The 12,225-nt window shown below is 65.1% G+C and carries 13 protein-coding genes; 9 read left to right on the forward strand and 4 right to left on the reverse strand.

Annotation, left to right across the window (positions count from 1 at the left end; genetic code table 11):
- Positions 1-128: 128 nt before the first annotated feature.
- Positions 129-665, forward strand: coding sequence for a winged helix-turn-helix domain-containing protein (locus ACQ4W4_RS11385; protein ID WP_080698807.1), 537 nt, complete (start codon positions 129-131; stop codon positions 663-665).
- Positions 666-901: 236 nt separating this feature from the next.
- Positions 902-1,774 (forward strand): M90 family metallopeptidase, encoded by an 873-nt coding sequence (locus ACQ4W4_RS11390; RefSeq protein ID WP_436542103.1) that lies wholly within the window; start codon positions 902-904, stop codon positions 1,772-1,774.
- 7 nt (positions 1,775-1,781) lie between these two features.
- Here ACQ4W4_RS11390 and ACQ4W4_RS11395 read toward each other — a convergent pair whose 3' ends face one another.
- Both ACQ4W4_RS11395 and ACQ4W4_RS11400 read right to left on the reverse strand, forming a co-directional pair.
- Positions 1,782-2,471 (reverse strand): LytR/AlgR family response regulator transcription factor, encoded by a 690-nt coding sequence (locus ACQ4W4_RS11395; RefSeq protein WP_436542104.1) that lies wholly within the window; start codon positions 2,469-2,471, stop codon positions 1,782-1,784.
- The gene (locus ACQ4W4_RS11400; RefSeq protein WP_436542105.1) at positions 2,468-4,117 is read right to left on the reverse strand and encodes a histidine kinase; all 1,650 of its coding nucleotides are present in this window, start codon (positions 4,115-4,117) and stop codon (positions 2,468-2,470) included. Before ACQ4W4_RS11400 ends, ACQ4W4_RS11395 begins: the two co-directional genes overlap by 4 nt.
- A gap of 173 nt (positions 4,118-4,290) precedes the next feature.
- Here ACQ4W4_RS11400 and ACQ4W4_RS11405 point away from each other — a divergent pair, with 173 nt between their 5' ends.
- The 7 genes from ACQ4W4_RS11405 to ACQ4W4_RS11435 all read left to right on the forward strand — a co-directional run bounded on the left by ACQ4W4_RS11405 (position 4,291) and on the right by ACQ4W4_RS11435 (position 10,802).
- Entirely contained in the window at positions 4,291-6,393 is a 2,103-nt protein-coding gene (locus ACQ4W4_RS11405) for a serine hydrolase domain-containing protein (protein WP_436542106.1), read from the forward strand.
- Between the two features lie 107 nt (positions 6,394-6,500).
- Positions 6,501-7,331 carry a transporter substrate-binding domain-containing protein gene (locus tag ACQ4W4_RS11410; protein ID WP_436542107.1) on the forward strand — a complete coding sequence of 277 codons (831 nt, stop codon included), beginning with the start codon at positions 6,501-6,503 and terminating at the stop codon, positions 7,329-7,331.
- Positions 7,332-7,459: 128 nt separating this feature from the next.
- A complete protein-coding gene (locus ACQ4W4_RS11415; RefSeq protein WP_436542108.1) occupies positions 7,460-8,143 on the forward strand; it encodes an amino acid ABC transporter permease in 684 nt (227 codons plus the stop codon).
- Positions 8,143-8,835, forward strand: a complete 693-nt coding sequence (locus ACQ4W4_RS11420; protein ID WP_436542109.1) for an amino acid ABC transporter permease — start codon at positions 8,143-8,145, stop codon at positions 8,833-8,835. Before ACQ4W4_RS11415 ends, ACQ4W4_RS11420 begins: the two co-directional genes overlap by 1 nt.
- Positions 8,832-9,575, forward strand: a complete 744-nt coding sequence (locus ACQ4W4_RS11425) for an amino acid ABC transporter ATP-binding protein (RefSeq protein WP_436542110.1) — start codon at positions 8,832-8,834, stop codon at positions 9,573-9,575. The genes ACQ4W4_RS11420 and ACQ4W4_RS11425 overlap by 4 nt, the downstream gene beginning before the upstream one ends.
- A gap of 104 nt (positions 9,576-9,679) precedes the next feature.
- Positions 9,680-10,246, forward strand: a complete 567-nt coding sequence (locus tag ACQ4W4_RS11430; RefSeq protein ID WP_436542111.1) for a glycine zipper domain-containing protein — start codon at positions 9,680-9,682, stop codon at positions 10,244-10,246.
- Positions 10,247-10,442: 196 nt separating this feature from the next.
- Positions 10,443-10,802, forward strand: a complete 360-nt coding sequence (locus ACQ4W4_RS11435; RefSeq protein WP_077401630.1) for a hypothetical protein — start codon at positions 10,443-10,445, stop codon at positions 10,800-10,802.
- A gap of 21 nt (positions 10,803-10,823) precedes the next feature.
- On the opposite strand, the gene ACQ4W4_RS11440 is transcribed toward ACQ4W4_RS11435, so the two are convergent.
- The gene (locus ACQ4W4_RS11440; RefSeq protein ID WP_436542112.1) at positions 10,824-11,690 is read right to left on the reverse strand and encodes a universal stress protein; all 867 of its coding nucleotides are present in this window, start codon (positions 11,688-11,690) and stop codon (positions 10,824-10,826) included.
- 86 nt (positions 11,691-11,776) lie between these two features.
- Entirely contained in the window at positions 11,777-12,097 is a 321-nt protein-coding gene (locus tag ACQ4W4_RS11445; RefSeq protein ID WP_152254522.1) for a hypothetical protein, read from the reverse strand.
- Positions 12,098-12,225: the final 128 nt, after the last annotated feature.

Consider the following 12,225-nt stretch of genomic DNA (forward strand, 5'->3'; position numbering starts at 1 on the left):
TTAACAATCCGGGCTACCGGCAATCGTTTAAAAGGAGTATTCAAATGCATGCAATGACTCAGTCTCACGTGAAGAGCGAATTAAAGGCAGCGCACCAGGAACTTCGTAGCCCCGAAAAAGGCTCGCAAATGGTAGAACGCGCAGCACCGATCCCCCCGGAACGCATGAATCCCATTTCCATGGCACCGATCGAGCGCGTGCGGTCGACGTCGGCCACCCTGCGCCGCATCGAAAACATGCAAAAGCTGATCGGCGAATTGTCGCTGCACGAGATGCTGGCCGACGAAATCGCCTGGTTCCTCAAGTTTTCGCCATCGGGCGCCCGCAAATACATCCGCGACCTGCGCGAAGCGGGCGTGATCGAACTGGCCCGCTACATCGAAGGCACCGCCACCTACCTGGGCAAGGCAGTGTACCAGCTGACGCCAGACCCTGAGCGCGTGCGCGCCTTCCTGGCCGCCATCGTCCAGCCGAAACGCGAAGGCGCGCCACCGCGCAAGGACCGTCCCGGCTTGCGCGAGCAAAGCATGGCAGGCAGCGGCCGCCACTTCCACATCCTGGCCGATGACACGCATTACGCCATCCGCGTCAACCGCGGTCCCGTGACGCGCGATCCGCTCGTCGCTGCATTGTTCGGCGCGCCACAGCAAAAATCGGCCGAGTAGTACCCGACGTTGTTGTCGGGTGCGGTGACGTTGCAATGAAAGCCGGGTAACACCCCGGCTTTTGGCGTTGGCGCTCGCCCCTTGATCTTGGCGGATTGAAAAGATGTTAATCAACCCCATGTGGGCTGGACTGCCCGCCCGTTCCGATGCGGGTTTATTCGAAGGAGCTTGTCCTTGTCTGCCTACGCCGCCCTGTTATCGTCTCCGCCACTGCCCTGCCTGAAACGGGACTCCGCATGAATCCGCTGCTGTGGATCGGCCTCGTCACGGCCGCCATCGTCTTTTCATTATGGTTCCCCCGCTGGCGCCTGAAGCGTGCCCTGTCCAGGCCCTTGCCGCCGGAGGGGCTGGCCGTGCTGGAAAAGAATATCCCCGTCTATCCGCGCATGCCGGCCCCGCTGCAGCAGCAATTGTGCCGGCTCGTCGTGCAATTTTTGTATCAGAAGAAATTCGTCGGCTGCGGCGGCCTGGAGATCACGGACGAGATGCGCTACACGATTGCCGGCCAGGCCTGCTTGCTGCTGCTCAATCGCCAGACGCAGGTGTATCCCGAGCTCGACACCATCCTCGTGTATCCGACGGAATTCATCGTTACGCGCGATGAAGTGGGGCCGGGCGGCGTGGTGACGCCATCGGCCAATGGTTTATTGGGCGAATCCTGGGGCGATGGCCGCGTCGTGCTGGCGTGGGACCACGTGCAGCGCGGTGCGGCCGACTGGACCGATGGCCACAATGTCGTGCTGCATGAATTCGCCCACCAGCTCGACAGCGAATCGGGCGCCGCGAATGGCGCGCCCTACCTGCCCAGCGTGTCGAGCTACCGCAGCTGGGCCACGGTGCTGTCGCGCGACTTCGACAACCTGCGCCACGACGCCATCTACCAGCAGCAAAGCGTGATGGACCATTACGGCGCCACGAATCCCGCCGAATTCTTTGCCGTGGCCACGGAAACCTTCTTTGAAAAGCCGTACCAGATGGCCGAGCACCACGAAGAACTGTATGCGCAATTCTTGCAGTACTACAAGGTCGACCCGCGCGACTGGATGGCGCCGCCCGTGGAGCCCGAGCACATGGCCTCGCCATTCCCCAACTACGCACCGCACTGGTAAGGGAGCTTCAGCCCAGCAGCCGCTGTTTCAGCGCGGGATAGCTGCTGCGCGAGACGGGGATGCCCGTGCTCGTCTGCGTATCGAGCGCGTATTTTCCGCCCGCGGCGATATGCAGCCGCCTGAAGCCCAGGCTGTTGACGATGTAGGAGCGGTGCACGCGCAGGAAGTGGGGCGGCAGCAGGGCCATGAGCTTGTCGATCGGCAAGTCGTGAAAGCACTGTTCGCCGCTGCGCAGCACGATGTTGCTGTAGTGGCCATCGGCTTGCACGTGGTCGATCTCGGCCATGGCGATCCATTCCAGCGCCCCGCGTTTCTTGACGGCCAGCGAGGCCGCTTCCGTATGCCGCCCAGTATAGCGCTGCAGCGCCTTGTGCAGCCGTTCGCGGCTGAAGGGCTTGGCAACGAAGTCGAGCACGCCGAACTCGAAGGCCGTGATCGAGCGTTCCGCGTGGGCCGAGACGATGATGGTCTGGAACGGGGCTTGTTGGGCCAGGCGCAGCAGGTCATAGCCGTCCGCGCCATGCAGGTTCAAGTCCAGCAGCAGCAAGTCGATCTGCCCCTGCGCCAGGGCGGCCAAGGCTTGCGGCACATTGTCATGCAGCACGAGATTGCCGAGGCGCGCGCCGAAATGCGCGCGCACCTCGCGTTCGAGACCTTGTGCGATCAGCGGTTCATCTTCCAGTATCAATACATTCATGGCGCCGCCGGCAAGGTGAAAATGAGGCGCCAGCCTGCCGGATGCTGTGCGCAAGTATAGTTGGCCGCGTCGCCGAACACGGCGTGCAGGCTGGCGCGGATGTATTGTTCGCCCACGCCGCTGCCCGCATGCGGACGCGCCTCGCCTTCCGGCAAGACCAGGGTGAGCACCTGCGTTTGCGCCAGCCTGGCGCTGCGCAGGATAAACAGGGCGCCGTGGCGGTAGCGGTTGTGACTGAATGCATTTTCCAGCGCCGTCAGCAAGATGGCGGGCGGCACGGTGACGCCGGCCGCCTCGCCGTCGAGCTGCAGGCGGCATGGCTGTTGCAGCCGCGTGCCCATGATGCTCAGGTAATTCTCGCACAGGGCCAGTTCCTGCGTCAGGGCGATGCTGGGCTGCTGGGCAAATTCGTTGAGCATGCGCAACTCGGCACCGAGCGCCTCGATGAAGGTTTCGGCCGCCTGCGGCGATTGCGCGTTGAGCTCGCTGATCAGGCTGAGGGAATTCATCAGGAAATGCGGCTGCATGCTTTTGCGTAAGAGCTGGTTTTCCAGCTGCTGGGCGCGCGCCGCCTTGCTGCGTTCGCCCAGCAGCTGCGCCAGCAATTGCGCGCATAAAGGCAGCAGCAGGAAGCACACGACGAGGGCGAAGCCGCCTTCGGCAAACTGGCTGCCCGTCAGCAGGAACAGCGCACACGAAGCGAGCGCGATCAAGGCGCCGCCGCGGCTGCCCGGCAGGCGGCGCCACAGGGCGCCCAGGTTGAGCGCCAGGCTCGCCGCCAGGCCCGTCAGAAACATCCACCAGCAGCGCGCGTCGAAATGCGTGGGCAATGCGCCGGCTAGCGCGATGCCCGTCAGCAGCACCGCCGCCGCCAGCGGCCAGCGCGGCAGGCGCCAGGCCGTATAAAAATACAGGGGCAGCAGGGCGGAAAACAGCCAGGTCAGGGCGCTGACGGCATACAGGCGCGGCAGGTGCCAGGGATAGGCATAGCCGGCAAAGCTGCGCCAGAGCTCCGCCACCAGCAGCAGGGAAGCCGCCAGGCACAGCGCGGCAAACACGGCCCAGTGCCGCTGCCGCTGGTACAGTGCCGTCAAGGCGAGAAAGAGCAGGGCGGCGGCGCCCAGCGCTCCGGCCAGCAGCAGCGGCGGCAGCCGGTACCAGGCCAGCGCCGCGCGGTAATCTTGCCGGTCGACCAGGTACAGCGCATAGAATGGCGACGTCAGCTGCGCCGATACTTGCTGCGTCGACAGCAGCAGGCGCAGGTGGTGCTTGCCCATGGCCAATTGCTGCGGCGTCAGGTGGATGGCGAAGTCGATGTCGCCCGCACCTTCCCCGCTGGCCTGGCGGGCCGGCTGGCCATTGCTGCCGATCAAGACCCCATCGAGCCACAGTTCGCTGGAAGCCAGCGCCGACAGCACCAGCAATTGCGTCGACGACGGCGTGGCGGCCAGGGCGACTTCGCGCTCCACGCACAGCAGCCGGCCCGGCCGGAGCAGCTGCTGCAGCGAGGCGGGTGCAGACGGGGTGTTGCCGCAGGTGCGCCAGCCTTCGTCCAGCGAGAGCTTGTCCATGCCCATGGCGAAACAGGGCAGAGCCATGCAGCAAGCGAGGCAATACCGCAGCAGGTAGCGCAAGAGGGTGGGCATGGCGGGCATTGTAGCTGCTCATTTGCCAACCCTTTGCAACATTTTCATCGACGTCGGTGCCGTTCATGCACGGCAAGTGCATTTCGTGCACGGTGCGCCAACCGTATGTGAAAGACATTTACCATGCATCAGCGCCGTGCTGTGTACACGGCCCTCACCATGGAATGAAGACTATGCAAAGCAGCAAATATTACTGTTTCGCCGGCGCGCTGGCGCTGCTGTGCGGTGCGGCGCAGGCCGCATCTCCCCCTTCCGCCGCGCTGGCCGCGCGCCTGGCGGACTTCGATGGCTGGGTTGCCCAGCGCATGGGCGCGGAGCGCATCCCTGGCGTGACCGTCGGCTTCAGCCAGGGCGACGTGGAATGGGTCAAGGGTTACGGCTATGCCGACGTGGAAAACCGCGTGCCGGCCACGGCCGAATCGAGTTACCGGCTGGCGTCCGTTACCAAGCCGATGACGGCGGTGGCCATTTTGCAGTTGGTCGAGCAGGGCAAGGTCGACCTGGATGCGCCCGTGCAAACCTATGTGCCGTATTTCCCCGTCAAGCCGTTTCCCGTGACGGTGCGCCAGCTGCTGGGCCACCTGGGCGGCATCGACGCCTACCGCGACAGCAGGGTGGAACAGCATTTCAAGGAGCACAAGGATACGCGCCAGTCCATCGCCGTCTTCGAACAGTTCGACCTGGTCGCCGAACCGGGCACGCGCTTCCGCTACACCAGCTATGGCTACAACCTGCTGGGCGCCGTCATCGAGGCCGCCTCGGGCGAAAGCTATGGCGGCTACATGCGGCGCCACGTGTGGGGGCCGCTGGGCATGGACGCCACCGTGATGGACGACCCGGACGCCGTGATCGCCCACCGCGTGCGCGGCTACCGGCTGGATGGCAAGGAGTGGAAGAATGCGGAATTCGTCGACATCAGCAGCCGCTTTTCGGCCGGCGGCACGCGCGCCAGCGTGCCCGACATGCTGGCCTTCGGCCGGGGCGTTCACGCAGGCAAGATCCTGTCGGCGGCCAGCGTGGCCGCCATGGTGCAGCCGATGGCCACGCGCGCGGGCCGCTTGACGAATTACGGCATGGGCTGGGAAATCCTGCCGACGGGCGGGCGCTACGCCATCGCCCACGGCGGCCAGCAGCCGGAAACCGTTACCTACCTGTACAGCTTTCCTTCGCGCAAGCTCACCATTGCCGTCGCCGCCAATCTCGAGCGCGTCAATCCCGAAGCTTTCGTGCAGCGCCTGTTCGAAGTGGTCACGGGCGAACCGTGGCAGCTGAACACGTATATCGCCGACGCGGGCGCGCAGCGCGCCTACCAGGTGGCGCAAGGCCTGTTCGAGGAGGGCCGCGCCTACGTCGAACGCACGGATCAGGCGTATGCCGATGCGGCCGCCACGCGCGCAGCCTTCACGCACATCAACCGCCAGGCGCTGGCGCCCGACGCCCAGGCGGCGCGCGCCTACATCGAGGCGGCCCGCCATCCCGCGGGCGGCCGCGTGTTTCTCGCGGCCGGCGCCAGCATGGCCCGGGCATTGCGCGAATCGGGCGCCGACCTGCATCAATACTCGCGCGGCGGCGCGCTGGCGTTTGCGCGCGACTATGTACGCTTGTCGCAAGATGCAAAGGCCGGCACCGTGCCCCGTTTCGACCCCGCCTTCGAGCAAGCCATCGTGGCCCTGGCGGCCAGCTGGGACCGCACGGCCGCCATCGCCTGGCCGCAGGCGCCCGCGACCGTCGCGGAACTGGACGGCAGGCTGCGCGCGGCCTTCCGCGGCCAGCGCGCCTATCCCGATTTCGTGCCCGAGTTGCAGGAGCTGGCGCAAGCGTCGGCCGCGCGCGGCGAGGCGGAGGCGGCGCTGGCGGCCAGCCGCCTGGCCGTGGCACTGTATCCGCTCAGCGACCGCGCGCATGCGCTGCAAGGCTTGACCCTGCTGCGCGCCGGCAAGTGGGAATCCGCCCTCGCGGCCCTGCGCCTGGCGCTGGCCCGCGATCCGCTGGGCGCGGCCAGCCCGGCGGCGCTGAACCTGGAAGCCTACCGTTTGAAAAGCAGCGGCGCCGTGACGCAAGGCATGGCCGTGCTGCAGGCGGCCGTCAGCCTGCATCCGCGCGACGCGAATCTGCACGATAGCCTGGCCGAGTTTTATGTGGAGCAAGGCTTGCGCCCGCAGGCCGTCGAGGCTTACCGCCAGGCATTGCAGCTCGATCCCCGCTATCCGGGCGCCGTGGGCGCCAGGGCGGCGATCATTCGCTTGGGCGGCGAGACGAAGGCGCAGGCGCCGTAGACGACGCCTTAGATGAATTCTTTATAAGCAAGGCTGAAAAGATTCCTTTTTGGAAATAAGGGCGCTGCGGTTTAATGGCGGCATTCGTTATCCACCAGAGGAATCCCATGCAGACCCGCCTTCATTTCGCCGCCCTGTTATTCACCAGCATCGCCTTCACGCAGGTGGCGCAAGCGGACCAGCTGGCCGCCATCAAGGCGAAGGGCGAGCTGGTCTGCGGCACCCTGGGCACGGACGAGCCGAACAGTTTCATCGACGCCAGGTCGCGCCAGCTGGTCGGCTATGAAGTGGACCTGTGCCGCGCCATCGCCCAGGGCCTCGGCGTCAAACCCGTCGTGAAGCAGCTGGCCGTGGCCGCCCGCATTCCCGAACTGCAGCAGGGCCGCATCGATATCCTGACGGCGTCCTTGACGCACAACAAGGAACGCGAAGCGCTGATCGACTTTTCCCTGTCCACGTTTTACACGGGCCAGCGCGTGCTGGTCAAAAAAAGCAGCAACATCACGACGGTCGCGGGTCTGGCCGGCAAAAAAGTGCTGACCGTCAAGGGCGGCACGCAGGAACCGAATATCCGCAAGGCCGTGCCCGGCGTGGACGTGGTGACGTTCGAGACGGCGGGCCAGGCCTATCTCGGCTTGCAGCAAGGCAAGGGCGTCGGCTATGTCGACGATGAAGTCTCGCTGCTCAACAACTACGCCAAGCTGGGCGCCGCGCAAAAAGACTACATTGTGCTGCCGCAAAACATCAGCCAGGAAGTGTTTGCCTTCGGCATCCGCAAGGGAGAAGCGGGCCTGAAGACGGCCGTCGACCAGGTGCTGCGCGGGCTGGAAAAATCGGGCGAGGCGGAAAAGCTGTTCTTCAAATGGTATGGCCCGACGAGCAATGTGAAGTTCCAGAAGCGCACCTTCAAAATCGAATCGGACAAGATCGACGCCTAAGAAAACCTACTGCGCGGCGCGCTTTGCGGCCTGCGATGCTCACCGTGCTCCAGCACGGTTGCGCTTCTTAGCCGCAAATCACTGTCGCTCGCTACGGTTTTCTTAGGCATCAATGATATTTCACCATCATGCTCCAATTTGATCTGAACTTTTTGCTGGCCGGCGACTACCGCGACTGGTTGCTGTCCGGCTTGCTGCTGTCCTTGCGCCTGATGGGCATCACCTTGCTCCTGTCGCTGCCGCTGGCGTGCGGCGTGGCCATGCTGCGTCTGGCGCCGTCGCGCCTGCTCAACGGCCTGGGCGCCGCGTATGTCGAGCTGATCCGCAACGTGCCCTTGCTGGCCCACTTCCTGTTCTGGTATTTCGGCGCGCCCGAATTGCTGCCCGACACGTGGAAGGAGCGCTTGTATGCCGGCAATATCGAAGCCGTCAGCGCCGTCACAGCCCTGACTTTATATACGGCCGCCTATATGGCGGAAGACATCCGCAGCGGCATCCGCGCCATTCCTGCGCAGCAATTCGAGGCGGGCCGGGCGCTGGGCTTCAGTTTTCTCGCCACCATGCGCCTGTGCATCGTGCCGCAGGCGCTGCGGCTGGCCGCGCCGCCGCTGCTGTCGCAAACCCTGAACCTGTGGCAAAACACCAGCATCGCCACCGTCATCGGCGTGGCCGAGCTGATGTACCAGACGCAGCGCGTGGAAGCGGCCTCGTTCCGCAGCGTGGACGCCTTCGTCTTTGCCAGCGTGGCCTACCTGGCCGTCTCCCTGCTGATCGCGGGCCTGGCGGCCTTGCTGCAAAAGAAGGTGTCCTGATGGGGGAACTGATCCACGATTACTGGCTGTATTTCCTCGTCGGCCGCTATCCCGAGGGGCCGCTGGGCGGCCTGGCGCTGACGGTGCTGCTGGCCAGCCTGGCGCTGGTACTGAGCCTGCCGTTGGGCTTGTTGCTGGGGCTGGCGCGTTTGAGTCCCTGGCGCCTGCTGCGCTGGCCCGTCGCCGCGCTGATTCACGTGGTGCGGGGGATTCCCTTGCTGCTCGTCATCTTCTGGGCGTATTTCTTCCTGCCCAGCATCACGGGCCACGAAAGCGGCCAGTTCGGCACCATGCTGGCGGCCCTCGTCATCTTCGACGGCATTTATCTGGCCGAGATCGTGCGCGCCGGCATGCAAGCCGTGCCCAAGGGACAGGTGGAGGCGGCCCGTTCCCTGGGCTTGAACTATCTGGACAGCATGCGCTCGGTGGTGCTGCCGCAGGCGCTGCGCCACATGCTGCCGTCCCTGGTGAACCAGTTCGTCTCGACCATCAAGGAAACCTCGCTCGGCTATATCATCGGCTTGGCCGAAGTGTCGTTCATCGCCTCGCAAGTGAACGGCCTCGTGCTGACGAAACCCGTGCAAGTGTATTTCCTGCTGGGCATGACGTATTTTGTTTTGTGTTTCAGCCTGTCGCGCGCCGCCTTCTGGCTCGAGCGGCGCCAGGCGCGTCTCCTGAAAGCGGCTGCATGATTACCTTTGACAACGTCAACAAATACTATGGCGGGTATCGCGCCTTGAACGGCATCGATGAACACGTGGCCAAGGGCGAGGTGCTGGTCGTGTGCGGGCCGTCCGGCTCCGGCAAGTCGACCCTGATCCGTACCATCAACCGCCTGGAGCCGATCGCGTCGGGCCGCATCACGGTGGCCGGCCAGGACATCCACGCGCCGGGGCTGGACGTGAACGCCTTGCGCTCGCATATCGGATTTGTGTTCCAGCAATTCAACCTGTTTCCGCACTTGTCCGTGCTGGACAATTGCGCGCTGGCGCCGCAGCGCTTGCGCGGCCTGACCCGCCGCGAAGCGCAAGAGCGGGCGCTGGCCCTGCTGGAACGGGTGGGGCTGGCGCACAAGGCGCACGCCATGCCGGCGGCCTTGTCGGGCGGGCAGCAGCAGAGGGTGGCGATCGCCCGCGCGCTGGCCATGCAGCCGCCGCTGATGCTGTTCGACGAGCCCACCAGCGCGCTGGACCCGGAAATGGTGGGCGAGGTGCTGCACGTGATGCGCGACCTGGCGCAGGGCGGCATGACGATGGTGTGCGTGACGCATGAAATGGGCTTTGCGCGCGACGTGGCGGACCGCATCTGGTTCATGGACCACGGGCAAGTGCTGGAACGGGCCACGCCCGACGAGTTCTTTGCGCGGCCGCAACATGCGCGCGCACAGCAATTCCTGGCCGATATCCGCAGCCCATATGGGGCGCCGGCCTGAGGATTTCTGGGCTGTGTGCGCAAGCGAACGGTATCGTGGCGCCGTCCGGCGCACGCTATCGGAGTGGCGCACGGGGCGCCCGCAGCCGACCAGGAGGGCACATCATGTCACGCATCATCGCAGGTCATTTTCAGTTGCAGGAGCAGATAGACGCCGCGCGCGCCGCCCTGAACCAGGCGGGCTTTCCCGATAGCCGCATCAGCGCCTTCTTCGTCAACCAGCCGGGCCAGCACGACTTGCACGCGCTGGGCGGCGACCGCGACATCTCGCCGGGCGCCAAGGAAACGCCGGCAGGCGTGGTCGAGGGCGTGGCCGTCGGGGCCGCCGTGGGTGCGGGCATCGGCGCGGCCACCACGCTGGCGACGGGGCCGCTGGGCCCGGTAGTGGGCGCGCTGGTGGGCGCCCACGTGGGCTCGCTCTACAGTTTCAACAAGATGAAGGAGGCGGGCGAAGCCGAGAAGAATGGCGAAAACAACGGTGAAAACCGCCGCCAGCCGCGGCATCCGGGCATGCTGATCGCCGTGGCGCTGGGCGGCCTCGACGAGCGCGAACGGGCGCTCGAGGCGCTGCACCGGCTGGGCGCCGAGCATATCGAGGAAGCGGAGGGCACGATCGCCAATGGCGACTGGCATGACTTCGATCCGCTCAGCATTCCCGTGCTGGTGGCGTGAATCGGCGCCTCTGTGGCGCAAAATGCATAAATTCCGCGCTGCATGAAATTTAGGTATGATCCTTGTTAGTATTCGTAATTATTGGTAAACAATGCCGACAGGGATAGTTTCCGTGTGCCCGAAGTGACACTGGACCAAGGTGACTGCCCGTAATACTTGCCTCGCATGCTAACGAGTATGGATAGGAGGGCGCGTCATGACACAGGCATGGTTCATTCTGACACGGGCCGATGGGCGCGACATCTGTGCGCCCTCGCCGGCACAGCTGGCCGATGCGCTGGCCGAGGTCTACCGTGGCGGCGCCGTCACGCCGGACGGCAGCCCGGCCGCCGTCCTGTTGCGCTTTGGCTACGACGATGGCTTGATGTATCAGGTCGAAGTCGCTAGCGGAGGTGAAGTCACTTTCGAGGAATGGTCGGACCGCGATTGCGAAATCGCCCTGGCCACGCCGCGCCACATGTCGGCCCTGCCGCAGGACGCCGCGCTGCAGCTGTGGCAGTGGCTGGCGCAGCGCCAGGTGGCGAAGATCCGCAGCCAGCCCTGGCAGGGCGGCTAGCCCTGCCGTCTTTCCAAAGGTCTAGTGCGCCATCAGCACGGGGATCGTCATGCTTTGCAAGATCGTGCGCGTGACGCCGCCGAGGATGGTTTCGCGCAGGCGCGAATGGCCATACGCCCCCATCACCAGCAAATCGGCCGACAGGTCGGCCGCCTGCGACAGCAGCGCTTCGCCGATATCGCCGCGCCGCACGCCACCGCCATCGAGCAGATGCAGCCGCGCTTCCACGCCGTGGCGCGCCAGGTAGTGCGTCAGTTCCGCGCCCGGTTGTTCGCCATGCTCGGCGGCATGCACCTGGGCGTCGAAGATGGCCACGTGGACTTGCCCGGCGCGCTGCAGCAGGGGCAGGGCGGCGCTCACGGCGCGGCTCGCTTCCTTGCTGGCATTCCAGGAAATGAGCACATTGCGCGCGGCCGCCGGCGGCGCCAGCAGGGGCAGCGGCGGCGCATACGGCACGATCAGCACGGGGCGGCCCGAATGCAGCAGCACATAGGCGGGAAAGTCGCGCATCACGGACGGCGATTTATCCTTGGCATTGTATTGGCTGATGACGACCAGGTCCGCATAGCGGGCCAGCAGGCTGATGCCGCCCGCCGCCTCGTCGTCGAGCACGCGCTGTTCGAACGAGGCGACGCCGGCCGCGCGCACCTGTTGCTCGAAACCGTCGAGGGCGCGCGTGGCGCGGTCGCGCAGGAAGTTGAGGTGCAGGCTCAGGTTCGGGTCTGCATCGAGGTCGGGCTGGTGCTGGTACAGCAGACGCGACACGCCCGTCAGGGCCACGCCCGTCAGGTGGCCGCCGCACGCCTGGGCGATGCTGGCCGCCGCTTCGATGCGGGCGACGCGCCCGGCGCTGTCGTCGATGTGGAGCAATACGGTTTTATACGTCATGGCCTGTCCTCTCGCTGTGCAGTAGCGGCCATTCTGGCACAGTCCGGGGCGCCGGCCGCGCACGACTGCGGCCGGCAGGCGGCGTTTCAGCTCATGGCGATGATGATGATGTCGGCGTCGCAGTTGCGGTAATGAATCACGATGACGATGATGCGCCGCAATTGCGCCGCCTTTTGCGCCACGTCCGGCATGCTGCGGCTGGCGCGGTTCTTCATCGTCACCTGCACTTGCGAGGCATCGCTGACGGGAATGCCCATGGCTTTCAAGGCCGCTTTCGGATTGGCCATCAGGGCCAGCGCATGCTGTGGATCGAGCTCCGCCTGATGCACCGATTCCACGTCGCTCATGCCGGGATTGATGTCGTTGAACAAGTCCCTCAATGCTTCTGTATCGTCCTGGATTTCCATCGCGTTCTCCCTGTGAGTCTTACCGTCAAGCAAAGTCCGCACGGCTTGCCTGTCGAGGTGCCATCACCTCTCAGGGAAGTATAATTTTGATCATTTTCCCTGCATCGATGCAGCGCAGACGGACGCTG

This window comes from Janthinobacterium glycogeni, assembly GCF_051380725.1.
Classification (GTDB): domain Bacteria; phylum Pseudomonadota; class Gammaproteobacteria; order Burkholderiales; family Burkholderiaceae_D; genus Janthinobacterium.